Below are 25,285 nucleotides of genomic sequence, written 5' to 3' on the forward strand. Positions count from 1 at the left end.
CATGTCATGGCGGATCGGCGGGCCGGGAGGGTCTGTGGGGTGTGGCCCGCCAATTCACTGCTAGGACGTCACAGGATGAAGTTAACCGTCGCCCGGAGGGAGAGGGCGACATGATTTTGTTGTTCCTCCGCCCCGAATTCGCCGCCGACGCGGAAAGTTTCGGTGCCGCCGATCAGCCGGGCGCGGCCGGTCCACCCGCTGGTGCGCTTGTCCGAGATCAGGGTGAAGTCCTCGCCACCGGCGAAATGGGCGGTGGTGTCGCCCAGTGATCCGCCGATGATCTGGCGCCGTCCACCCTCCAGCTCGAACCGCATCCAGCCATCCTCCCGATTGAGGCTGCCGAAATCGTAACCGACGGTGACATTGCCGCTGGCGGTCAATTCGTCGCTGGTGCGGCCGTCGACGATCAGGTCAAAGGCAGCGCCTCCGCCCGTCTCGCCATAGCCGTCCTCCTTCAGGCGGTAATAATCGATGCTGGCCGCCGGACGCAGGGTGAAGCGGTTGAAGCGCATCTCATAGGAGCCGCCCGCCGTTGCGGAGTAAAGCTTGCCCGACCAGTCGCCATCCGCCGTGCGCACGACGTCGCCGGATTCGAAATGGCGGCTGCCCCGGAAATCCACATGGGCCGCCGACAAGCGGGCATAGGTCTGGAGCGGGCCGAAATCGCCCCGCCAGTGCGCCGCCAGTTCGAACTGGTCGGAATCCACCGCATTGTCGGTGCTGCCCGAAGAGTCGCTGCCATGGATATAGGCGAAGGATGCGCCCAGAGCGCCGATCCCCGTCAGATATTCCGCGCCGAAGCTCGCCCCCCAGCCGTTGATGTCGTAGGATGCGGTGTCGCCCACGCTCTTGGAACTGCCGAACGCCACCTGTTGCAGCCAGAAGCCCAGACGCCCGTCAGCCGTGCGGTAGATGCCGCCCGGATCGCCAAGGATGCGGGCGGTCGCGCGCGAACCGGCGGTCACCGCCTCGAACGTGCCGCCGGCATGGTCGGGCAGCATCTGTTGCAGATTGGCCTTCAGCGTGTCGCCGTCGGTGATGGCAAGATAGCTGCCCGCAACGGCGCTGTCCTTGTCCAGCGCGTTGAAGATCGCGTCATAGGCCCGCGCCTGCGACCCGGTCAGGCCGAGTTCGGATACGGTCTTGGCCGCGATCGACAGCGTCACTTCCCCCGTCGCGGCGTTGCTGGCGATGGCGCCCTTGAACATATAGGGGATCAGCGTCGTGCTGGAGAGGGCGGGCGTGCCGCTCAACGATCCGGCGCGGACGATGACATAATCGCCCTCCGAACCGGCCACGCTGGTCAGGGTCGCCTTGACCTGCGATCCGCTGGCGAAGCTGGCGGCCCCCGCGACATTGTAGAGCGTGTTGGTGCCATTGGCCGTGTCGACCGTCACGCCGATGACGGAGGACCCGCCCACTGACAGCGAGGCGAGCGCGACCGTGCCCTTGTTGCCGGCGTTGAGGGTGCCGCCATTCATCACGACGGCGGTATTGCCGGCATTGCTGATCGCGCCGTTGAGCGTGGCGGTGCCGGAAAGGGTCAGCGTCGAGGCGCCGCCGCCGAAATCCACGCCGCCATTGATCTGCGCGCTTTCCGCCAGGCCAAGGCTGGAACCGTTCCCGCCCAGCGCCACATTACCTGTCAGGGTGGAGGAGCCGGACAGCGCCAGGCGATTGCTGCCGCCGCCCAGGTCGACATTGCCCGCAATGCTGCCGGCGGAGACCGTCACGACGTCATTGCCCGATCCCAGCCGCACGTCGCCCGTGATCTTCGGCGCGCTTGCCGTGGCGGAGGCAAGCGACTGGGTCAGGGCGACGCCGCTGCCATTGGCGGTCATATCGATGGCGACGTTCGATCCGCTCTTGCCTCCAGTCGCAGAGATGGTGCCGGTGTTGGACAGGGACGACACCGTGCCGGAAGAATCGAGGATGGCGATGGCCGCGCCATCCTTGCTGCTGAGCGCCGTGGCGGAAATGGCGCCGCTGTTCACGATGGCGCGGCTCGTCGCGCCTGCGTCGATCACCAGCGCGCGGGCCGACGTGCCGGCGGCGCTGGAGCCGGTCGCGCTCACCGCCCCGCCGATCTGGAGGGTGTCGGCCGTGGCGCCGCTGCCCAAACGAATGGCCGTCGCATTACTGTCATAGGATGTGGCGCCGACCGATCCCGACACCAGCAGGCCCTTGGTCAGGGTGACATTGCCGCCCAGCCCGCCAATGGCGAGGCCGCTGGCGCTGACGCCGTCATAGACGCCATATCCGGCAATCGATCCCTTGACGATCAGGCCATAGCCCGAACTGTCCGCAGCCACCGGACCGATGGTCGTGGCCGCCGTGGCCGAACCGATCCGCACGGCAGCGGCGGAGCCATAGGTGATGATCGCGGCGGACCCTTCGCTGGCGTCGGTCAGCCCGTCATTGTCGACATCCGGCTTGGTGCTGTCCAGCGTCGGTGGAATGTCGAAGATGACGCCGCCCGTGACATTGCCGGCGATCGTCACGGCCGATCCGCCCTGGAGCAGATCGTCCGCATCCAGCTTGGAAGCGTCGCTCGGACGCGAAGTATAACGATAACCGGTGCTGGTGATCGTGCCCTGGATCTTGACCGCTCCGGTCACGTCCCCTTGCAGGGCAAGGCCGGTGCTGTTGGGGCCCGTGACGGCTGTCGTTCCGCGGATGGTGACATTGCCGGTGACCGCATTGGCCAGCACGCCATAGCCATTGTCGCCCACCACGCTGGTGGAGCCGCTGGTCGACAGATTGCCGGTCAGCGACGCGTCGATGCGGATGCCGGCGGACTGATTGCCTTCGATGGTGATGGTGCCGCTGCTGTCGATATTGCCCATATGCGCCGCGCCCGGCTGGACCCAGATGCCGTTGCGGTTCGAACCCTTGGCGAAGGGGCCGTCCAGGTCGCCGTCCTTGTCGTCGTCGGTGGGGGTATAGTCCTCGTCCAGCGTGATCGTGCCGCTATGGGTGATGTTGCCGCTGGTGCCCGCCGCCGCGCGAATGCCGGTCGCGCCGTCCGCGCCGGAAATCTTGAGCGTGCCGGCATTGCTGACCTTGTTGTTGCTGTCCTGGGTGATGGCGGTGCCGCCGGTCAGCGTGATCGATCCTGCGGAACTGACCGTGACGTCATCCGCGGCGCCATTGGCGACGGTGGAGGTGCGGACGGCGGTGGTGGTGGAAGAACCGATGGTGGTTTCCGCCGCCGCATCGGCCACCGTCAGGGCGGCCAGAACGGGAGCGATGGCCGTGCAGGCCAGTAGATTGCGCATGATGTCTCCTCTGCGTGCCGCGCCTCTTTCCGATGAGCGCGCATGCGGCGAAGACGGCGCGGGAACGCCTGTCCCGTCAGTTAAAAATAATGCGATGCAGGATCAGAAGGCGAAATCCAGGCCAAGCCGGACAGTGCGCGGACGCAGCGGCGTCACATAATCCCCGCTAAGGTCGAAGGGCGTGCCCAGCGAGAAGCGGTTGCCGCTGCTGTCGAGCAGGTTGGTGAGGGAGAGCGACCATTGCACCGTCCCATGGGTCAGCGCCGCGCTGAGCGCCGTGTCCACATAGTCGCCCTGTTCCCGGCCCAATATCGGCCCCACGCCCAGGCGCGACTTGCCGACATAGCGGGCCGATCCGCTGAGTTGGAGCCGCATGTCCCCTCCCACCGGCGCCCGATAGTCGAAGCCGATGCGGCCGCCCCAATTGGCGACATTGGGCAGGCTCAAAGACTGCCCCTCATAGGAGAGCAGGCGCAGGAATTGCGCCGGGCGGCTGAGGCGGCTGTCATTGTAGATGATGCTGCCGTCCAGCGTCAGCCGCGACGCGGGGCGCACGGCGACACGCCCCTCCACCGTATAGATGCGCCCGTCCCCGATATTGGCGGTGGTGGGAATGCCGATCCGGTCGGTGACGTCGGCCTGGATGTCCCGCCATCTGGTATAGGCGACATTGCCCGTGACCGCGACCGGATCGATGCCCGGAATTCCCCTGCGGAAGCCCAGTTCCACCGTGGAGGCGCGGTCGTTGCGGAACCGCTGGATATGCTGGTCGTCGACAGCCAGCCCCCCGGGACGGAAACCCTGCTGGAACCGGGCATAGACGGTCGTCCCGGGCAAGGCGTCGGTCAGCAGGGAGAAGGATGGGAGGAAGATCGTCTCGCTCCGGTTCGCCTGCGCCTCCGCGCGTGCGATGGCGGCAAGGGACAACAGGGCGATGGGGTCCAGCACCTCGCCGGTCAGGCGGCTGTTGGTCAGTCGGCCGCCCACCGTGGCGATCAGGCCGCGCATGGGTTCGAACGACGATTCGCCGAAGAGCGTCGCCTCGCGGATGCGGTTGTGCACGCCGGTCGAGGTCGCGGCCATGCCCCGCCCGTACATCGGCACGCCGGGAATGACCTGCGGCTGCATCAGGGCCGTTCCATAGGAGGTCAGCGAACGCTGAATATCCGACGTGCTTTCCAGATAGGATGCGCCCAATATCCAGCCCAGGCCATTGTCCAGGTCGCGGACGATGCGGTTTTCGGTCGAGAAGATGTCGACCTTGTTCCTTTGCCGGAACAGGGCGGCGGGCGCGTCCGCCCCGGCCATCTCATAAGGCGTCGCATCATAGCTTTCCGTCAATATGTTGCGCACGAAGCCGGTGGAGGAGACGAAGCGCAGATCGTCCCATTGCCGCTCCACCCGCAGATTGGCGAGCGCATAGTCGGACGAATAGGGCTGGGCGACGGCGGAGGCGCGCTTGAGGTCGCCTATCGCCTTCGCGGCATATTGCGCATCGTCGCCCTCGATCCGCTGGAAGACGCCGGTGAGGTCGACGGTCCAGTTCTCGTCCGGCGCGAAACGGAGCGCGGCGCGGCCGCCATAGGTGCGGATGCGGTTGACGTCATGCCTGTCGCGCAGGACATCGTCGATATAGCCGCCGTCCTGCACGCCATAGCCGACGATGCGCAGCGCGATCTTCTCCGTCACGACCGGCAGGTTGATCGTCGCGGCCAGATCGCCGCCCGGATCGCCATGCTGCGTCGCGCTGAGCCCGGCGGAGACCTGCCCGCCGGCGCGCACCAGGTTGGGCGCATTGGGGATCATGCGCACGATGCCGCCCAGCGATCCCGCGCCATATAGCGTGCCTTGCGGCCCTTCCAGCACCTCCACGCCCTGCATGTCGTAGAGCCGGAGGTCCGGGTCCGGCGCGGCGTAGTTGAGGCGCATGTCGCCCAGATATTGTCCCGTCGTCGCCTGGGTCGGTCCGGCGACGCCGGAGTCCGCGATGGCGCGGATGAACAGCTTGTTGCGGCCCGTGCCCGCATGGGTGGAGCTGAGGCTCGCCACGCGGAAGATCAGGCTGGCGGTGCCGCCGGCCGCCTCCCCGGCGGTGAAGGCGTCGTCGCCCACCACATCGACCATCCCGGCATAGCGGGGAAGCGGGGTGTCGCGCTTGGATGCGGTGACGATGATCTCGGCCGGTTCGGGCGCGGCTTGCGGAGCGGGTTGGGCGATGCGGGCGCGGGGCTGCTCGCGCACCACCACCGGCGTCCGGACGATCCGCCAGGTGGTCGCGTCGATACGCCGGATGCTGGCGCCGCTGCCCTTGACCAGCCGCTTGAGTGCCGCTTCCACCGACAGGCGTCCCTCCACGGCGGGAGTGGCCACGCCCGCCAGCGACTGGTCCGACATGCCGATGCTGGCCCCGGTCTGGCGGCCGAGCGCTATCACCGCCTCGCCCAGCCGTCCGGGGGCGATGCTGATCTGCTGTCTTTCCGCCGCTTGCCCAGGCGAAGCGGCCATCATGGCGAGGGCGGTGACGAACAGGACGTCAGCGTGGCGGGCCATCCCCCTCCCTCAACAGCCAGCCGTCGCCCTGCCTGACGGCGCTGAGGCCCATCAGCGGCGCTGCCTGGCCAAAGAAGCGCGCCGGGTCGCGGTGCAGGCGGATCGTTCCGGTGAAGCGCATCGTCCCCGCGCCGGGGGTGGCGGTGAGCCGGACGCCCAGTGAGCGGGCGATGTCGGCGCTGATCTGCGTCACCGGGGCGTTCGCATAGGTGAGGCGGCCCTGACGCCAGCTTGCGACGGCGTCGGTGGCGACGTCCATGACGCGCAGGCCGTTCTCATCCTCCATCAGAGCGCGGCCGGCGGGCAGGGCGATGGCTTCCGCCTTCGGATTGTAGATGACCTCGCCCTCCGACACGCCGATGCGGGTCGCATTGCCGGCGCGGACGATGTTGAAGACGGTGCCCGCATCCTCGAACAGCGCGTCGCCCACGGTGACGCGGAAGGGATTGGCGGCGTCATGCCGGACGGTGAAGGCGGCCTCGCCGCTGTCGAGCGCCGCGAAGCGCGCGTCATGCCGGTCGAAGCGCATGGTCGTGCCGCCGTTCAGTTCGACGCGTGTGCCCTCGTCCAGCGCGACGGTGCGGGTTTCGCCGGGCCTGGTCGTGACGGTGTAGATGTCGCTGCGGTTCCACATGCCGACCGATATGGCCGCCACCAGCGCCGCCGCCACCGCGCCGCCGCCGATCAGCGATCGGGACCAGCGCCAGCCGCGCTCGCCCGCATCATTGGCTGGAGCCGTCATGGTCACGGGCTCCGACGGAACGATCTCTGCCAAATCGGCATCTGCCGCCATCAATGCATCATAGGCGGGCGCATGCACGGGATCGGCCTCCAGCCATGCGGTGAAGGCCTCCCAATCGGCAAATTCGGGATCGCGCGTGCGGATGACCCATCCGAGCGCCTCCTCGTTCATCATGGCTTCAGCCCTGTTCATGTCAGCCCCTCATCTGAGCCAGACGCCGCCGCCTTCCTCATTCCGTACCCATTTTCTGCTTGAGGGCGATCATGGCGCGATAGGCCTTTTGCAGATCCTTCTCCACGGTGGTGAGGCTGACGCCCAGTTCCTCCGCGATCAGCCTTTGCCCGACGCCCTCCAGGCGGAAGCGGCGGAACACCAGCTCGACACGCGGCCCCAGGGATTGCAGCACGGCGCGCGCCTCCTCCAGCCGTTCGTTCAGGATCAGCCGTTCGTCCACGGCGATGTCCTCCGACGGGTCGGCCATCACGCCGCCCGCGCCCTCCGCCCAATCCTGCTCGCGCCGTTCGCGGCGGGTGGCGGAACGATAGCGGTCCAGCATCAGGTTGTTCGCCATGCGGTAGAGATAGGGCAGGGGATCGGCGATCGGCCCCAGATCCTTCTCCTCCAGCTTCATCCACATGTCCTGCAACAGATCCTCGGACTCGTCGCCCGCGCCGCGCGCGCGCAGGAACCGCAGCAGGGCGGGCCGGTTGTTCAGGAAGATGGCGGATAGGCCGGTAGCCATGAAGAGCTTGCGTCCAGTGGGATCAGGCGGTTGCCATAATGGGCCGATGAAGGCGTTGCAACGGGCAAGCGGCCCGGGGGATATTGCCATTTACCTCCGGCCATGCCTGATCGGGAGCATTTCCGGATTGACCGTTTGAGGTCGGCGGCTCGGAAAATGCGGCATCGAAAGACAAGAGCATTTTCCCTCATGGTGAAATTGCTCTAGGGGCAGCGGGCAGGCCGGCAGGAGGATCGATGCAGCTTATCGGGCAGGTGGATGTGGAGGCGGCGCGGGCATCCGGCATGGATGCCGGGAAATTGCAGGCGCAGGCCGCCTTCGTTCATGAACGCTATGTCGTCCCGGGCAAGCTGCCCCATATGCAATGGCTCCTTTCGCGTGACGAACGACCCATCGTCTCGGTCCGCAGCGGTGCCGCACGCGCAACCGGCGAGCCGCTTGGGGATGACGCGCTTTACCGCATCGCCTCCATGACCAAGCCGGTGACCTCGGTCGCCTTCATGATGCTGGTGGAGCAGGGGCTGGTGGCGCTGGACGATCCGGTGACGAAGATATTGCCGGAATTCGCCGATCTGGCCGTCGGGGCCGATGGGGCGGGTCGGATGCGCCGCCCGATGCTGATGATCGACCTGCTGCGGCACACATCCGGCCTCACTTATGGTTTGCAGCGGCAGACGGCCATCGACGCGCGCTACCGTGAACTCGGCCTCGACGAGTTCCAGCAGAAACGCAGTTCCGACGAATTCATCGCCGCGCTGGCCGCGCTGCCGCTGGAGTTCTCGCCGGGTGAGCGGTGGAATTATTCGGTGTCCACCGATGTGCTGGGCGTCGTGGTGGAGCGGCTGAGCGGCCTCGACCTGGAGCGATTTTTCCGCGAGCGCATCTTCGATCCGCTGGGCATGCCGGACACATTCTTCGAACTGCCGGAGGATCGCGCCGGGCGGATGACGGACGCCTGGCAATGGGCGCAGGACGGCACGCTGTCGCTCTACGACCGGGGCGAACGCAGCGGGTGGCGCCGGCCGCTCAAGCTGCGTTCGGGCGGCGGGGGCCTCATCTCCTGCACGGCGGATTATCATCGCTTCGCCCGCATGTTGCTGCGCGGCGGCGAACTGGACGGCGTGCGGCTGCTGAAGCCGGAAACGGTCGCGGCGATGCATGCCAATCATCTGCCGGGCGGGGGCGATCTCGCCGGCCTGTCCTCCTCCATGTTCAGCGAGGCGGATTATGCGGGCGTGGGTTTCGGCCTCGGCTTCGCGACCGATCTCAGGACGCAGGAATATTATTGGGGCGGCGTGTTCTCGACATTCTTCTTCATCGATCCGGTGGAGCGGCTGATCGGCATTTTCATGACCCAGCATTTTCCCTCAAGCATCCATCCGGTCCGTCGCGAGTTGAGGCAGGGTGTTCGCCATGCCATCATCGAAAGCCGCGCCGATTAATTGCTGCGCTGCAAAATTTGCTGTTGGCGAGCCTCGGGACGGCGTGCCATCATCGCGCCCGGACTCGAAGGCGAAAAGGGGCACGTTTATGAACCTGAAAGGCCAACCCACCCTCCCGAAGCCCGCTCCCCGGCAGGTCGATCCGGAGGTCCTTGCCCATGAGATCGTAGAGCGGCTGACCTACCGGATCGGCAAGAACGCCACCGCCGCGAAGCCGCACGACTGGCTGCATGCGGTGATCCTCGCCATTCGCGACCGGGTGATCGATGCATGGATCGCCTCCACGGAGAAAACCTATGAGGAGCAGGGACGGCGGGTCTATTATCTGAGCCTGGAGTTCCTGATCGGGCGGTTGATGCGCGACGCGGCGTCCAACATGGAGATGCTGGACGACATGCAGGCGGCATTGAGTTCGCTGGGCGTCGACATCGACATCATCGCCGCGCTGGAGCCGGATGCCGCGCTGGGCAATGGCGGCCTGGGGCGGCTGGCGGCCTGCTTCATGGAAAGCATGGCGACGGTGGACGTGCCCGCCTATGGCTATGGCATACGCTATGTGAACGGCATGTTCCGGCAGGAGATTTCGGACGGCTGGCAGGTGGAATTGCCCGAAACCTGGCTGACTCACGGCAATCCCTGGGAATTCGAACGGCGCGAGGCGAGCTACGAGATCGGCTTTGGCGGCCGGGTCGACCCGTCGGAAAATGAGGACGCCAGCCCGCACCAGATGCGCTGGCGGCCGGCCGAGCGCGTCATCGCCACGCCTTATGACACCCCCATTGCGGGTTGGCGCGGGAAGCGCGTCAATACGCTGCGCCTGTGGGAAGCGCAGCCGATAGACCCGATCCTGCTCGACCGCTTCAATGCCGGCGACCATCTGGGCGCGCTGACGGAAAGCAATCGGGCGGAGGCGCTCACGCGCGTCCTTTACCCCGCCGACAGTTCGCCCGCGGGGCAGGAATTGCGGCTGCGGCAGGAATATTTCTTCTCCTCCGCGTCGCTGCAGGACATCGTCCGGCGGCATATCCAGTATTTCGGCGACATCCGCACCCTGCCGGAAAAGGCGGCGATCCAGCTCAACGACACTCATCCGGCCGTCGCCGTGGCGGAGTTGATGCGGATACTCCTCGACAATCACGGCGTCGATTTCGACGAGGCGTGGGACATCACCCGCCGGACGTTCAGCTACACCAATCACACGCTGCTGCCCGAAGCGCTGGAAAGCTGGCCCGTGCCGCTGTTCGAACGGCTGCTGCCCCGGCATATGCAGATCGTCTATGCGGTGAACAGCCGCCTGCTGGGGGAGGCGCGGCGATCCGGCCAGTTCGACGACCGGGCCATCGGCACCATCTCCCTGATCGACGAGGGGGGAGAGCGGCGGGTGCGCATGGGCAATCTGGCCTTTGCCGGATCGCACAGCGTCAACGGCGTGTCCGCGCTGCACACCGAATTGATGAAGGAAACGGTGTTCGCCGACTTCCACCGGCTCTACCCGGCGCGGATCAACAACAAGACCAATGGCGTCACCTTCCGCCGCTGGCTGATGCAGTGCAATCACGGGCTGTTCGAACTGGTCAGGGAAGCGATCGGGGACCGCTTCATGGACGATCCCGAAGCCTTGCGGGAACTGGATCGCTTCGCCGACGACAGCGCGTTCCAGCAAAAATTCCTGGCCGTCAAACGCGCCAACAAGGTCGCTCTGGCCGATCTGCTGCGCCAGCGGGTCAACGCCCGGATCGATCCTTCGGCCCTGTTCGACATCCAGATCAAGCGCATCCACGAATATAAGCGGCAGTTGCTCAACATCATCGAGGCGGTGTCGCTCTACGACCAGATAAGGTCGCATCCGGAAAAGGATTGGGTGCCCCGCGTCAAGCTGTTCGGCGGCAAGGCGGCGCCCAGCTATCACAATGCCAAGCTGATCATCAAGCTGGCGGGCGACGTGGCGCGGGCGGTCAATCACGACCCGGCGGTGCAGGGCCTGTTGAAGGTGCAGTTCGTGCCCAATTACAATGTGTCGCTGGCGGAAATGATGATCCCGGCCGCCGACCTGTCCGAACAGATTTCGACCGCTGGCATGGAAGCGTCGGGCACCGGCAACATGAAGTTCGCGGTCAACGGCGCGCTCACCATCGGCACGCTCGACGGCGCCAATGTGGAGATGCGCGACCATGTGGGGGAGGAGAATATCGTGATCTTCGGCCTCACCGCCGCCCAGGTGAACGAACGGCGCGCCCATGGCTACGACCCGCGCGAGGTGATCGGCCAGAGCCGCGAGCTGGGCCAGGCGCTGGATGCGATCGCGAGCGGCGTCTTTTCCCCCGACGATCCGGGACGGTACAGGGATCTGGTGCAGGGCATCTACGATCATGACTGGTTCATGGTCGCGGCCGATTTCGACAGCTATTCGGCCGCGCAGCGCAGGGTTGACGGGATATGGCAGGACCAGACGCTGTGGGCGCGCAAGGCGATCCACAATGTCGCGCGCATGGGCTGGTTCTCGTCCGACCGCACGATCAGGGAATATGCGACGGACATCTGGAAGGTGCCGGTTTGACGCGAGGCCGGAACTAGCGTGGGCTTGACCCCGGAACAGATCGCCCGCCTGCTGGAGGGGCGGGAGGACGATCCGTTCGCGACGCTTGGCGTCCATCCGGCGGAAAAGGGCTTCACCGCCTGCGTCTTCCTGCCCGATGCGGTGAGGGTCGATGCTTATAGGCTGGACGGCAAGGCCGCAAGCGCGCTGGACCGGGTCCATCCGGCAGGGCTGTTCTTCGGCAAGGTTGCCCTGCGCAAGCGCCAGCCCCTGCGCTATCGGGCGACCTATGCCGATGGCGGCGAATATACGCTGATCGATCCCTACAGCTTCGGCCCGGTGCTGGGGCCGATGGACGATTATTATTTTGCCGAAGGGTCTCATGCCCGGCTGTTCGACAAGATGGGCGCGCACCTCATCACCCATGAAGGGGTGGGGGGCACGCATTTCGCGGTCTGGGCGCCCAATGCGCAGCGGGTGTCGGTGGTGGGCGACTTCAACCGCTGGGACGGGCGCCGGGCGCCGATGCGGCGGCGGCAGGATGCGGGAATATGGGAAATCTTCCTGCCCGAAGTGGGGGTGGGCAGCGCCTATAAATATGAGATTGTCGGGCCTGACGGGACGGTCCTGCCGCTGAAGGCCGATCCCTTCGCCTTCCGCTCCGAACTGCGGCCCGCCACGGCCTCCATCGTGGCGGCGGTGCCCGACCATGACTGGGGCGATGAGCGCCACCGCGACTATTGGCAAAGGGCCGATCCGCGCCGCGAACCCATTTCCGTCTATGAGGTGCACGCCGGTTCATGGCAGCGCGACGATGATGGAAATTTCCTGAGTTGGGATGACCTTGCCCACCGGCTGATCCCCTATGTGGTCGGCATGGGCTTCACCCATATCGAATTCCTGCCGATCAGCGAATTTCCCTATGATCCTAGCTGGGGCTATCAGACCACGGGCCTTTACGCGCCGACCGCGCGCTTTGGCGATCCGGAAGGCTTTGCCCGCTTCGTCGACGGCGCGCACCGGGCGGGAGTGGGCGTGATCCTCGACTGGGTGCCCGCCCATTTCCCGACCGACGCCCACGGGCTGGCCCATTTCGACGGCACCGCCCTTTATGAGCATGCCGATCCGCGCAAGGGCTTCCATCCCGACTGGAACACGGCGATCTACAATTTCGGCCGGCGGGAGGTGGCGCAATATCTGGTCAACAACGCCCTCTTCTGGGCGGAGCGCTACCATGTCGACGGGCTTCGCGTCGATGCCGTCGCCTCGATGCTCTACCTCGATTACAGCCGCAAGGAAGGGGAGTGGATTCCCAACAGCCAGGGTGGGCGGGAGAATGTGGAGGCGGTCGATTTCCTGCGGCAGATGAACAAGGCGCTCTACGGCACCCATGCCGGCGTCATGACCATTGCCGAGGAGTCGACGAGCTGGCCGAAGGTGTCCCACCCCGTCCATGAAGGGGGCCTGGGCTTCGGTTTCAAATGGAATATGGGCTTCATGCACGACACGCTGCGTTATCTGGCGCGCGATCCGGTGCACCGCGCCCATCATCATGACGACATCACCTTCGGCCTGCTCTACGCCTTTACGGAGAATTTCGTGCTGGCGCTCAGCCATGACGAGGTGGTGCATGGCAAGGCGTCCCTGCTGCACAAGATGCCGGGCGACGACTGGCAGAAATTCGCGACCCTGCGCGCCTATTACGCCATGATGTGGGGCTATCCGGGCAAGAAGCTGCTGTTCATGGGGCAGGAATTCGCGCAGCGGGCCGAATGGAGCGAAGCGCGGGCGCTCGACTGGCACCTGCTCGATCACGCGCCGCATCGGGGCGTGCAGTTGCTGGTGAGCGACCTCAACCGCCTCTATCGTTCCCGCCCGGCGCTGCATGCCCGCGATTGCGAGCCGGAGGGTTTCGAATGGGTGCTGGTCGACGCGGCGGCGGATTCGGTCTTCGCCTGGGTCCGGCGCGCGCCCGGCGTATCGCCCATCGTCGTCATCAGCCACTTCACGCCGACCTTGCGCCACGGCTACAGGATGCGCCTGCCCTCCGGCGGCCGCTGGCGCGAGATCATCAACAGCGATGCGGCGGATTATGGCGGCAGCGGCGCGGGAAATATGGGAATTGTCGTCGCGGATGAGGAAGGATGGGCCAATGTCACCATTCCGCCGCTTGGAACGTTGATGCTGGAACTGGACTATTGAAACCGACGGGCGGAAACCGAGCGCTCGCGAGCATGAAGGAGAAGAGGGCGATGCAGCCAAGACACCAGCCGATCGCCCGTGACGCCATGGCCTATGTTCTGGCCGGCGGCAGGGGCAGTCGCCTGGCCGAGTTGACCGACCGGCGCGCCAAGCCCGCGGTGCATTTCGGGGGCAAGGCGCGGATCATCGACTTCGCCCTTTCCAACGCGCTCAACAGCGGCATCAGGCGCATCGGCGTCGCGACGCAGTATAAGGCGCATTCGCTGATCCGGCATCTGCAGCGCGGCTGGAACTTCTTCCGGACGGAGCGTAACGAGAGCTTCGACATCCTGCCCGCCAGCCAGCGCGTGTCGGAAAGCCAATGGTATGAGGGCACGGCCGACGCGGTGTTCCAGAATATCGACATCATCGAAAGCTATGCGCCGGAATATATGGTCATCCTGGCGGGCGACCATGTGTACAAGATGGACTATGAGCTGATGCTCCAGCAGCATGTCGACAGCGGCGCGGACGTCACCGTCGGCTGCATGGAGGTGCCGGTGAAGGAAGCCAGCGGCTTCGGCGTCATGCATGTGGACGAGCAGGACGTGATCACCGCCTTTGTCGAGAAGCCGAAGAACCCGCCGCACATTCCCGGCAGCCCGGGCATGGCGCTGGCGTCCATGGGCATCTACGTCTTCCGCACCGCCCTTTTGATCGAGGAACTGCGGCGCGATGCGGACGATCCGGACAGCAAGCGCGATTTCGGGGGCGACATCATCCCGCACATCGTCAAGCATGGCAAAGCCGTCGCCCACCGCTTCTCCAGCAGTTGCGTCCGCGCAGAGAGCGAACCGGTGCCCTATTGGCGCGACGTCGGCACCATCGACGCCTATTGGCAGGCGAATATCGACCTGACCGACGTGGTGCCCTCGCTCGACCTCTACGACCGGAGCTGGCCGCTCTGGACCTATTCCGAAGTCACCCCGCCGGCGAAATTCGTGCACAATGAGGAGGGACGGCGCGGTTCCGCCACATCCTCCCTGATCGCGGGCGGGTGCATCGTGTCGGGATCGTCGCTCCACCGCAGCCTGTTGTTCACCGGGGTGCGCACGCACAGCTTCTCGTCCGTGACGGAAAGCGTCATCATGCCCGACTGCGTGATCGGGCGCGGTGCGCGGCTGCACAAGTGCGTGCTGGATTCAGGCGTGATCATCCCGCCCGGCCTGATCGTCGGAGAACATCCGGAGCATGACGCGCAGCGTTTCCGGCGGACCGAAAGCGGCGTGACGCTGATCACCCAATATATGATCGAACGGCTGGCGGACTGAAACTTGGGCGGGGGAATGGCGATGCGGGTGCTTTCGGTCACGTCCGAAATCTATCCGCTGGTGAAGACCGGGGGGCTGGCCGATGTGGCGGGCGCCTTGCCGGGCGCGCTGGCGGGGCATGGCATTGGGGTCAGGACGCTGGTGCCGGGCTATCCGGCGGTTCTTTCGCGCCTGGGCAAGGCGAAGCTGCTGCGCCGTTATGACGCGCTGTTCGGCGCGCCGGCGGCGGTGCTGGCGGCGAAGCTGGGCGACCTCGACCTGCTGGTGCTGGATGCCCCGGACTTCTTCGCGCGGGAAGGCGGCCCTTATGGCGATGCGGGCGGCGGCGAATGGCCCGACAACTGGAAACGCTTCGCCGCCCTGTCGCGTGCCGGCGCGGACATGGCGGCCGAAGGGGTGAAGGGCTGGCGGCCCGACCTGGTCCATGCGCATGACTGGCAGGCGGCAATGACCGCCGCCTATATGCGCTTCGGGCCGGCTCACGCCGTGCCCAGGGTGGTGACGATCCACAACCTTGCCTTCCAGGGACGTTTCGGCGCGGATGTCTTTCCCCAGCTCGGCCTGCCGCCCGAAGCCTGGGGCGTGGACGGGGTCGAATATTATGGCGGCACGGGTTATCTGAAGGCAGGGCTTGTCTCGGCCGATGCCATCACCACGGTCAGCCCCACCTATGCCGACGAAATCCGCTCCCCGATGCATGGCATGGGGCTGGACGGCCTGATCAACGGCCGGTCCGACAGGCTGCACGGCATATTGAACGGCGTCGATACCGCCATATGGGATCCCGCCGCCGATCCCCTGATCGCCAAACCCTTCAGCGCGCGGGCGCTTGGCGGACGCGGCGCCAGCCGCCGCGTCCTCGAAACGCAGTTCGGCCTCGACCGCGACGACGCGCCGATCTTCATCATCGTCAGCCGCCTCACCTGGCAGAAGGGCATGGACATGGTGATGGACGCCATCGACCATCTGGTGGGGCTGGGCGGCAAGCTTGCCCTTCTGGGGTCGGGCGACCATCTGCTGGAGGGCGCGTTCCTGGCGGCGGCGGACCGGCATCGCGGGCGGGTGGGCGCTCGGATCGGCTATGACGAGCCGCTGTCGCACCTGATGCAGGCGGGCGCCGACGCCATATTGATCCCTTCCCGCTTCGAACCCTGCGGCCTGACTCAGCTTTACGGCCTTCGCTATGGCTGCGTGCCGGTGGTGGCGCGGGTCGGCGGGCTGGCGGACACGGTGATCGACGCCAATGAGGCCGCCATCGGCGCGGGCGTGGCGACCGGCATCGTCTTCCCGCCGTCCGATCCGCTTGCCCTGCATGGAGCGATTGCGCGCACCATCCGGCTTCACGCGCATCGGCCGACATGGCAGGCGATGCAGCGCGCCGGCATGCGCGCCGATTTCTCCTGGACCCACAGCGCGGCGCGCTATGCGGAACTGTTCCGCGCACTGGTCCGGACCACCGTATGAGCCCGCAGCCGCTGGGTCCGGGCATGCACGGCCGCGGAACCCGTTTCCGGGTCCATGCGCCCGATGCGGACCGGCTCTGGCTGTGCCTGTTCGATGCCCGGGATCGCGAAACGCGCCTGCCCATGGCAAGGGAGGGCGAGGACATCTGGTCCGTCGATGCGCCCGGCGTGGGGGAGGGTGCCCGCTATGGCCTGCGCGCCGACGGTCCCCATGATCCGGATGCGGGGCTGTGGTTCGATCCGGACAAGCTGCTGCTCGATCCCTATGCGCCGGCCATCGACCGGCCGTTCGCCTATGATCCGATGCTGGCCGCACCGCGCGGCAAAGGCAGCGACACGGCAGGCTTGATGCCCAAGGGGGTGGTGTCCGCGCCGTTTCCCTTGGCGCCCCCGGAACCGCCGATCTTCCGGTCCGGCGGGCTGATCTATGAGGTTCAGGTCCGCGGCTTCACCATGCTGCATCCCGACATTCCGGAGGCGCAGCGCGGCACCATCGCGGCCCTTGGGCACCCCGCCGTGATCGAGCATCTGCGCCGCCTGCACGTCTCCGCCATCGAACTGATGCCGATCAACGCCTGGATCGACGAACGGCATCTGGCGCCGCTGGGACTGCGCAATGCCTGGGGTTATAATCCGGTCAGCTATTTCGCGCTCGATCCCCGGCTGGCGCCGGGCGGCATGGCGGAACTGCGTGGCGCGGTGGATGCGCTGCATGCGGCCGGAATCGGCGTGATTCTCGACATGGTCTATAATCATGACGGGGAAAGCGACCGCGAGGGCCCGACCCTGTCGCTCCGCGGCCTGGATGCGCGCAGCTATTTCCGGCATGAACCCGATGGCCGCCTGATCAACGATACGGGCACGGGCAACAGCATCGACTGCAACCATCCCGTCGCGCAGCGGCTGATCCTGGCATCGCTGCGCCATTTCGTCGGCTTAGCGGGAGTCGACGGCTTCCGCTTCGACCTCGCTCCCGCGCTGGGGCGCCTGCCGACGGGTTTCGACAGCGAGGCGCCATTGCTGAGGGCCATGCGCGACGATCCGCTGCTGTCCGACCGCATCCTGATCGCGGAACCGTGGGACATCGGCCCCGGCGGTTATCAGCTCGGCCGTTTCGGGGCGCGCTGGCTGGAATGGAACGACCGCTATCGCGACGACATGCGCCGCTTCTGGCGCGGGGATCGCGGCATGACCGGCGCGCTTGCGACCCGCATCGCGGGATCGTCCGACATTTTCCATGCCGATCCGGCAACGCGCACCGTCAATTTTCTGGCCGCCCATGACGGCTTCACGCTGGCGGATGTGACCGCCTATGACCATCGCCACAACGAAGCCAATGGCGAGCAGAACCGCGACGGCCATGGCGAAAATTTCAGCTGGAACAACGGCATCGAGGGCGCGACCGCCGATCAGGCCATTCGGGCAGCGCGGCGGCGCGACATCAAGGCGCTGCTCGGCACGCTGTTCTGTTCGCGCGGCGGGATCATGCTTACCGCAGGCGACGAGTTCGGCCGGACGCAGCAGGGCAACAACAACGCCTATGCGCAGGATAATGCAATCGGCTGGGTCGACTGGCAGGGCCGCGACCGGGACATAGAGGCGCATGCGTTCGCGCTTGCCGACATGCGGGCGTCGACGCCGGACTTCAGCGACGCGGGCTGGCTCTCGGAAACGGATGTCGAGTGGCTCGACGAGCGGGGCCAGCCGATGACCGTCGTGCAATGGGAAGACCCGGATCGCCGCTGCCTGGCCATGCGCTTCCGGCGATCGGGCTTCACCGTCTTCATCAATGGCGACGACCGGCCGCATGACTTCGGCGCGGTGCACATTCCCGCCCGAACGGTCCTACCCATCCCGGCTGAATAGGAAGGCGGTCGATTTGGCGAGGCCGTTGGAGATCGTCGCCAACGCCCGCGAGGCCCCCGGCACCTGCCGCTCGCCCGCACGGTCCGTGACCTGCGCGACCGCCTCGGCAAGCTGGGTCATGCCGTGCAGCCGCCCTTCGCCCAGGGCTCCGCCGCCGGTATTGATCGGCAGGCGTCCGTCCGGATCGCCATGCCCCTCGCGCAGGAAGGCCAGTCCTTCGCCGTCGCGGCAGAAACCCATGCCCTCCAGCCAGGTCAGCACCAGCACGCTGAAACCGTCATAAAGCTGCGCATTGTCCACATCCGCCGGGGACAGCCCGGTCGCCTCCCACAGCCGGCGCGCCACATCCTTCGCGCCGTCCCACATATCCTCAAGGTTCATCGGCATGCCTCCCGCGCCCTGATGGGCGGAGGCCGCGAAGCCGGTGAGCAAGGCAGGCGGCCGGCGCAAATGCCGCGCCCGTTGGGTGGAGGTCAGGATCATCGCGCAGCAGCCATCGACCGGAATGTCGCAATCGAGGATGGATATGGGATCGGCGATCATCCGGGCGGCGAGATAATCCTCCACCGTGATCGTCTTGCCTCGCCAATAGGCATTGGGGTTGCGTTGCGCATTGGCGCGGTTCCGGGCGATATAAGGCGCGAAATCCGCCCGGTCATAACCATGAAGCGCAAAATAGCGGCGCAGCGCCACGGCGGCCCAGGCCGGCGGCATGCTGAAGCCATAGGGCGCCAGATACTGGTCGCCTCCCACCGCATGGGCCGATTCGAAATTCACATAGCGCCCGTCGGGCACATGCAGCGCGCGATAGACCAGCACATGGTCGCAAAGCCCGCCTGATATGGCGAGCGCGCCGTCGATGACGCTCTGCGTCACCATGCCGTTGGTGGAGCCGATCCACCGGATGGCCGGAGCGACCCCCAGCAATCCCGCCAGATACCAGGGCGTCACGACGTCGATCCCTTCGTCCACGCCCTTGCGCCCGCCATAGCGCGGCATGGCGGGGGATGTGGCGATGCCGTCCAGATCGCCGCGCCGCAATCCGGCATCGGCCAGCGCGGCGTCGCACGCCTCCAGCGTCAGCGCGGCCAGGCTCCGGTCCGACCGGCGTTCCAGCCTGCTATAGCCCAGCCCGGCGACGGCCACCTCGTCCCGATGGTCCCACATGGTCAGCGCGCCGGGCCGAACTGCACCAGCGTGCAGTCCTCGGTCACGTCCTCGAACCGCGCTTCGAGGGGGAGGCCGATGCGCAGCGCATCGGCGGCGATGTCCACAAGGTTGCCGCTCATCAACAGGCGCGCCTGCTCCTCCAGTTCGACCACCGCCAGGATGACGGGCAGCCGGTCGCGAAAGCCGGGCGAGGGCGGGTCGTGCAGCACGGTCCAGCTATGCAGCGTCGCGCGTCCCGATAGCGGCGTGAAGCCCAAACCGGCGCCGCCGCAGTTCCGGCAGGCGACCTCCGGCGGATAGGCCATCCGGCCGCAGGCGTCGCATTTCTGCATATGCAGCTCGTGCCGCCGCGCCGCAGCCCAGAAGGGTTCCGAAAGCGGATCGGGAAGGGGAAGCGGCCGTTGCGGGGAGGCGGTTTGCGGCATCGGTTTCATGAGCCCCCGAAATGCGGCGACCGTTTCTCCCGCGCAGCCGCCAAGCCTTCCCGATGGTCCTGCGTCGTCGCCATCAGCGGCTGCATGGCGAATTCCAGTTCCAGATACTGATCCAGCGACAGGCCCGGCGCGGCCTCGAACTGCCGCTTCGCCATGCCGATCGCCAGCGTGGGGCCCTCGGCCAGGGATGCCGCCAGTTCCAGCGCACGCGCGATCAGCGCTTCGCTTTCCACCAGTTCCAGCACCAGCCCCAGCCGCAAGGCCTCCTGCGCGTCGACCATGCGGGCGGAATAGACGATTTCCTTGGCGCGCATCGGCCCGACCAACCGGCTGAGCTGCCACACGGCGCCTGCGTCCGGCACATATCCGATCCGCGCAAAGCTCTGGCAGAAGCGCGCTTGCGGCGTGGCGATGACGATGTCGCAGGCCAGCGCCAAGCTCCAGCCGGCGCCTACGCAGGCGCCGTCCACCGCCGCGATCACCGGTTTGCGGATGCCGGCGACCGCCTTCACCATCCGGTGCAGCCAGCGCATCCGGCGCAGGAATGCGGCCGTGCCCTGATGGCCCATGTCCCCGGTATCCGCGCCGGAGCAATATTGCCCGTTCGCGCCCGTCAGGATGACGGCGCGAACATCCTCATCCTCCGCCAGATCATCGAAGGCGCGCCAGATTTCCTCCCGCATGGCCATGGTAAAGGCGTTCGCCCGTCCGGGCTGATCGAGCGTCACGATGCCGACGCGGCCCTGGCTTGCGATCCGGACGGTCATGACGGGGCGCTGCGGCGCACGTCCTTCTCCTAAATATGATCTTTGGTGCAATATTAAATGGGGAAATTCCGTCCTGTCAATCGCTGAGTCGCGTTGACAACGGCACAATATTGCACGATGGTGCAATAAAAGGCGGCATTTGGGCGCCCGGACGGAGGATGGGAGATCGATGAGGAAGGCAGGTTTTACGGTCATGGCGGCGGGCGCCGCGCTGCTCGCGTTCTCCACGGGGGTGGTTTCCCGCTCGGCGGAGAGCGCGTCTCCGGCCGGGGCCAACTGGTCCAGCTTCGGCGGCGACGACAAGGAACAGCATTACAGCCCGCTCGCGCAGATCCGGGAGCAGAATGTCGGAAAGCTCGGCCTTGCCTGGTCCTATGATGTCGACAGTTTCGACAGCTATACCCAGCCTCTGGCCGTCAATGGCGTCATCTATTTCGCGGTAGGACTCAGCGTCGTTCACGCGGTCGATGCGCGAACCGGCAAGCTGCTATGGCAATATGATCCCGACGTCGCCAGTCAGCCGGAAGCCAAATGGCGGATGCGCGCGGGATGGGGCACGCGGGGCATCGCCTATAAGGACGGCACGATCTTCACCGCCACCCGCGAAGGCCGCCTGATCGCGATAGACGCCGGGACGGGCAAGCCGCGCTGGTCGGTCAAGACGCTGGACGAGGCGGAGGGCGGCTATATCACCGGCCCGCCATGGGTCGCCGGCGACAAGGTGGTGATCGGCTTCGGGGGCGCGGACTACAGTCCGACGCGTGGCTATGTCACCGCCTATGACATCAAGACCGGCAAGAAAGCCTGGCGCTGGTATGTCGTGCCCGGCGATCCGGCCAAGGGTTTCGAGAACAAGGCGATGGAGGCAGCCGCCAAGACCTGGAGCGGGCAATGGTGGAAATGGGGCGGGGGCGGCTCCGTCTGGCACGCCATGGCCTATGACGCGAAATATGACCGCATCTATATCGGCACCGGCAACGGCTTTCCGTGGAACATCAAGATCCGCAGCCCCGGCGGCGGCGACAATCTCTACCTCTCCTCCATCGTCGCGCTGGACGTGAAGACCGGCGAATATGTCTGGCACTATCAGGTCAATCCTGAAAACAGCCATGACTGGAACGACGCCATGGACATCGAACTGGCCGATGTCATGATCGGCGGCCGGATGCGGTCCGTGCTGCTGCACGCGCCGAAGAACGGCTTCTTCTATGCCATCGACCGCGAAACCGGCAAGTTCATCCAGGCGGGCGAGTTCGCCAGGCAGAATTGGGCCAAGCGCATCGATCCCGTGACGGGTCGGCCGGAGATCAACCCGGAGGCGCAATATCCCGACGGTAAGCCGTTCATGATGTACCCCTTCCCCAATGGCGCGCACGGCATACAGGCCATGTCGTTCAGCCCGAAGACCGGCTACAGCTATATCCCGGTGATGGAGGGCGGCCGGGTCTTCGTCGATCCGGCCAATGTGAAGGGCTGGACCTACAAGCCCGGCATGATGGTGAATACCGGCCTGGGGGCTCCGCCCGCCAACCTCGTCCCGCCCGCCGCGACGAGCAAGCTGGTCGCCTATGACGTCGCCAACAACAGGATCGCCTGGTCCGTGCCCCAGCCGGGCGTGTTCAACGGCGGTACGCTGGCTACGGCGGGCAATCTGGTGTTCCAGGGCACCAATGACGGCATGTTCAACGCCTTTTCCGCGACGACGGGGCGCAAGCTCTGGTCCTGGCCGGCGCAGAACGGCATACTTTCCGCGCCGATCAGCTATTCGGTCGGCGGCCGGCAATATGTCAGCGTCATCACCGGCTTCCGCAGCAGCTTCGCCAATTCGCCCAATTGGGATTATCGCCAGCAGCAGCGGCGATTGCTGACCTTCACCATCGGCGGGGCCAGGAAGCTGCCCAGGGTCGATCCCGTGGACGAACCGATCCAGGACGATCCGGCCTTCGTGGTGGACGCCGACAAGGCGAAAGTGGGGGCGGGCATCTACAACAGCAGCTGCATCATCTGCCATGGTTCGGGCATGGTCGCGGGCGGCGCGGCGCCGGACCTGCGCAAGTCGGGCGTGCCGCTGGACGCTGAAACCTTCAGGTCGGTGGTGCATGACGGCGCCCTGATGTCGCGGGGCATGGGGTCCTTTGCGCAGTTGAGCGACGCGGAACTGGAAGGGCTACGGCACTATATCCGTCAGCGCGCGCGCGAAACCGCGCCCAAGGGCAAGTGACGCGGATGCAGGTCCCACCCGCTTTACGGGCGTATGGCAGCCCCGCTTCGCCTTCGGGCGGGGCGGGGTTCATGCGTCATGAAGACGATGAATTTGCACCATCATCCAATCCCGCTATGATCCCGGCACTTGGGATGAGTGTTGGGCAATGAAGGCGAGCGATCTTGGCGAGTAAAGCGAACGAAGAATTGAAGGAAGGCGGAGAGCGGCCGCAGACCTATTCCAGTCCGGCGATTATCGAGCGCCGCCGCCGGATTTTGGAGGAAACCCGGAAGGTTATCGCTGAACAGGGCATTGCCGCGCTCAGCATGAATGAGATCGGCCAGCGCGCCGGCGTTGCCAAGCGAACCCTCTACAACGCCTTCCAGACTCGCGAACGGATGATCGCGTCGGCGATTCAGGAATATTTCGACGAATATGTGAGCCGCATCGCCTATTCCAGCGAACCCGGCACGATGCAGCACAATCTGGAGCGCATGATCTCCGTCGTGCAGCGGAACCGGAAGATCCGCAATTATATCAAGGCGATCATGGCGCTCTATTTCAGTTCCGATGTCGACCATGACATCTGGGCGGCGATGCATTCGCCCGCGGTCCACCATAACCGCCAGTGGATCGAGGTGCTGGAGGCGAAGAAGCAGCTCCAGCCCTGGGTCGAGGTCGACAAGCTGGTCGAGGATCTGGTGCGATTCGAATATGCGACGATCAACGACTGGGCGCAGGGGCGGATTCCCGACGACCAGATCATCGTGCGGCTGGTCGGAAGCTATCTGACATCCTTGCTGGGCGCGCTGAAGGGCGCGGCCCGCAAGGATGTGGAGGCGCTGATCAAGGACATATCCGACCGCGGCATGGATGCCCTGCCGATGCCCCAGCGTCCCAAGGTGGCGGCATGAATTTGCACATGGATGCAAATTTACTTGAAGAGTCGCGCACTGTCGGCTAGTCAGTTCCTGCCCCTGGCAAAGGGCGGGAATGGAGAGCGAGAGAGATGAACGCGGTGAGCGAAACCCCCGAATTGCTGCTCTTGTCTGAGGATCAGGGGATCGCGCATATCGTCCTCAACCGACCCCGCGCGAAGAACACCGTGTCCTTCGCCATGTGGGAGCAGTTTTCCGCCGCGCTCGACGCGCTTGAGAATGCGACGCCCGCGCGGTTGCTCATCATCAGCGGGGCGGAGGATTATTTCAGCAATGGCGGCGACGTGAAGCTGCCGCCCGCAAGGGGGGAAGGCGCGCTGGCGCTGGCGGCGCGGCTGGAAATGGGACAGCGGATCATCGGCCGTGTGCGGGCGCTGCCCATTCCAACGGTCGCGGCTGTGGAGGGCGGCGCGTTCGGCGTGTCGTGGAGCCTCGCCATGGCCTGCGACATGATCTTCGCGGCGGACAATGCCCGTTTCGGCGCGCCCTTCCTGGAATTCGGCCTCGTTCCCGATGGCGGCGCGGCCTGGTTCCTGACCAGGCAACTGGGCCGGGCCCGGGCGGCGGAGATCGTCTTCTCGGGGCGGACGCTGGATGCGGCGGAGGCGCTGTCGCTCGGCCTCGTCAGCCGCGTGGTGAAGCCGGGCAGCGCGGTGGAGGAGGCTCTGGCGCTCGGCCGGACGATCGGTGACGGCAATCGCCATGCCGTCGAACTGACCAAGCGGCTGCTCCAGCAGGCGGAAAGCGGCGATCTGGCGACGGCCCACGCGCTGGAACTGGCCTATTGCCACATCTGCCAGGCGGGCGAGGAAGTGCCCCGCGCCCGCGAACGCTTCAAGGCGCGCGCCGCCGCGAAAGCCGCCGCCAGGGCCGCGGAATAACGGAGGGTCCGACCCATGCAGTTCGACATGCGCGCCCTTCCGATGGTCACGCGGTACAAGATCGTCAATTCGACCATCACGCCGCGCCCGATCGCCTGGATCACCAGCCAATCCGCCGAAGGCATCGTCAACGCCGCGCCCTACAGCTTCTTCAACTGCGTCGGCACCGAGCCGCCGCTGGTTGCGCTGGGGCTGCTGAAGGAACCGGTGTCCCGGGGGCTGAAGAACACCGCGTCCAACATCATCGCGACGGGCGAGTTCGTCGTGAACCTCGTCTGCGAGGCGGACGCCGAAAGGATGAACCTCTGCAGCGTCGACGCGCCCGCCGACGTCAGCGAGATCGACTATGCCGGCATCCAGACCGCGCCGTCGGAGCTGGTCGCGCCGCCGCGCATCGCCACCAGCCCGGTCAGCTTCGAATGCCGCAAGGTCGCCGCGATGGACATCGGCGCGATGCAGACGGTGGTCATCGGCGAAATCCTGATGGCCCATATCCGCGACGAGTTCATCACCGACCGGGAACGGGTCTATTTCGACACGCCCGCGATGAAGCTGATAGGCCGGACCCATGGCAGCGGCTGGTATGTCCGCAATGGCGACAGTTTCCAGATGGACCGGCCCCGCTACGACCCGTCGCGCATGGCGAAGGACAGGGCGGCGGAATGAATTTGAACCCATGGTGCAAAATTACTTGCGCTTGGGGCCGAACTGGTGTTTTCTGCATCAAAGATCATTTTTCGATACGTCGGACAATGTGAAGC

At 65.9% G+C, this 25,285-nt stretch carries 17 protein-coding genes; 10 read left to right on the forward strand and 7 right to left on the reverse strand.

All coding sequences use genetic code 11. The features are described from left to right. Positions 1-68: 68 nt before the first annotated feature. The 4 genes from H5V43_RS04985 to H5V43_RS05000 all read right to left on the reverse strand — a co-directional run bounded on the left by H5V43_RS04985 (position 69) and on the right by H5V43_RS05000 (position 7,312). Positions 69-3,278, reverse strand: coding sequence for an autotransporter outer membrane beta-barrel domain-containing protein (locus tag H5V43_RS04985; protein ID WP_025548076.1), 3,210 nt, complete (start codon positions 3,276-3,278; stop codon positions 69-71). A 102-nt stretch (positions 3,279-3,380) separates the two neighbouring features. Then, the gene (locus H5V43_RS04990) at positions 3,381-5,828 is read right to left on the reverse strand and encodes a TonB-dependent receptor (RefSeq protein WP_099185806.1); all 2,448 of its coding nucleotides are present in this window, start codon (positions 5,826-5,828) and stop codon (positions 3,381-3,383) included. Then, on the reverse strand, positions 5,812-6,744 hold the full coding sequence (locus H5V43_RS04995) for a FecR family protein (protein WP_025548077.1): 933 nt from the start codon (positions 6,742-6,744) through the stop codon (positions 5,812-5,814). Before H5V43_RS04995 ends, H5V43_RS04990 begins: the two co-directional genes overlap by 17 nt. Before the next feature lie 55 nt (positions 6,745-6,799). Beyond that, a complete protein-coding gene (locus H5V43_RS05000; protein WP_025548079.1) occupies positions 6,800-7,312 on the reverse strand; it encodes an RNA polymerase sigma factor in 513 nt (170 codons plus the stop codon). A 236-nt stretch (positions 7,313-7,548) separates the two neighbouring features. On the opposite strand from H5V43_RS05000, the gene H5V43_RS05005 reads away from it, so the two are divergent. The 6 genes from H5V43_RS05005 to glgX all read left to right on the forward strand — a co-directional run bounded on the left by H5V43_RS05005 (position 7,549) and on the right by glgX (position 18,131). After that, on the forward strand, positions 7,549-8,754 hold the full coding sequence (locus tag H5V43_RS05005) for a serine hydrolase domain-containing protein (protein WP_025548081.1): 1,206 nt from the start codon (positions 7,549-7,551) through the stop codon (positions 8,752-8,754). Positions 8,755-8,842: 88 nt separating this feature from the next. Next, positions 8,843-11,311, forward strand: coding sequence for a glycogen/starch/alpha-glucan phosphorylase (locus tag H5V43_RS05010; RefSeq protein ID WP_025548083.1), 2,469 nt, complete (start codon positions 8,843-8,845; stop codon positions 11,309-11,311). Between the two features lie 18 nt (positions 11,312-11,329). Beyond that, positions 11,330-13,492, forward strand: coding sequence for a 1,4-alpha-glucan branching protein GlgB (gene glgB / locus H5V43_RS05015; RefSeq protein ID WP_025548085.1), 2,163 nt, complete (start codon positions 11,330-11,332; stop codon positions 13,490-13,492). 50 nt (positions 13,493-13,542) lie between these two features. After that, entirely contained in the window at positions 13,543-14,802 is a 1,260-nt protein-coding gene (gene glgC, locus H5V43_RS05020) for a glucose-1-phosphate adenylyltransferase (RefSeq protein ID WP_025548086.1), read from the forward strand. 15 nt (positions 14,803-14,817) lie between these two features. Next, entirely contained in the window at positions 14,818-16,266 is a 1,449-nt protein-coding gene (glgA, locus tag H5V43_RS05025) for a glycogen synthase GlgA (protein ID WP_025548088.1), read from the forward strand. Further along, complete coding sequence (gene glgX, locus H5V43_RS05030; RefSeq protein WP_025548090.1) at positions 16,263-18,131, forward strand: glycogen debranching protein GlgX; 1,869 nt, start codon at positions 16,263-16,265, stop codon at positions 18,129-18,131. Before glgA ends, glgX begins: the two co-directional genes overlap by 4 nt. Here glgX and H5V43_RS05035 read toward each other — a convergent pair. The 3 genes from H5V43_RS05035 to H5V43_RS05045 are packed head-to-tail and all read right to left on the reverse strand — an operon-like array spanning position 18,111 to position 20,502. Continuing rightward, a complete protein-coding gene (locus tag H5V43_RS05035) occupies positions 18,111-19,298 on the reverse strand; it encodes a thiolase family protein (protein ID WP_193666786.1) in 1,188 nt (395 codons plus the stop codon). The two genes, glgX and H5V43_RS05035, sit on opposite strands and share 21 nt — an antisense overlap. A 2-nt stretch (positions 19,299-19,300) precedes the next feature. Then, a complete protein-coding gene (locus H5V43_RS05040) occupies positions 19,301-19,726 on the reverse strand; it encodes a Zn-ribbon domain-containing OB-fold protein (RefSeq protein ID WP_193666787.1) in 426 nt (141 codons plus the stop codon). 5 nt (positions 19,727-19,731) lie between these two features. Then, entirely contained in the window at positions 19,732-20,502 is a 771-nt protein-coding gene (locus H5V43_RS05045) for an enoyl-CoA hydratase/isomerase family protein (protein WP_025548093.1), read from the reverse strand. Positions 20,503-20,671: 169 nt separating this feature from the next. Between H5V43_RS05045 and H5V43_RS05050 the strand changes: the two genes are divergently transcribed. The 4 genes from H5V43_RS05050 to H5V43_RS05065 all read left to right on the forward strand — a co-directional run bounded on the left by H5V43_RS05050 (position 20,672) and on the right by H5V43_RS05065 (position 25,190). After that, positions 20,672-22,723 (forward strand): PQQ-dependent dehydrogenase, methanol/ethanol family, encoded by a 2,052-nt coding sequence (locus H5V43_RS05050; protein WP_373886313.1) that lies wholly within the window; start codon positions 20,672-20,674, stop codon positions 22,721-22,723. 164 nt (positions 22,724-22,887) lie between these two features. Further along, on the forward strand, positions 22,888-23,619 hold the full coding sequence (locus H5V43_RS05055; RefSeq protein ID WP_025548094.1) for a TetR/AcrR family transcriptional regulator: 732 nt from the start codon (positions 22,888-22,890) through the stop codon (positions 23,617-23,619). A 95-nt stretch (positions 23,620-23,714) separates the two neighbouring features. Next, positions 23,715-24,524, forward strand: a complete 810-nt coding sequence (locus tag H5V43_RS05060) for an enoyl-CoA hydratase/isomerase family protein (protein ID WP_025548096.1) — start codon at positions 23,715-23,717, stop codon at positions 24,522-24,524. A 15-nt stretch (positions 24,525-24,539) separates the two neighbouring features. Further along, positions 24,540-25,190: a flavin reductase family protein gene (locus H5V43_RS05065; RefSeq protein ID WP_025548097.1), complete on the forward strand. Its 651-nt coding sequence runs from the start codon at positions 24,540-24,542 to the stop codon at positions 25,188-25,190. Positions 25,191-25,285 lie beyond the last annotated feature (95 nt).

Source organism: Sphingobium fuliginis (genome assembly GCF_015074805.1).
Lineage (GTDB): Bacteria > Pseudomonadota > Alphaproteobacteria > Sphingomonadales > Sphingomonadaceae > Sphingobium > Sphingobium fuliginis.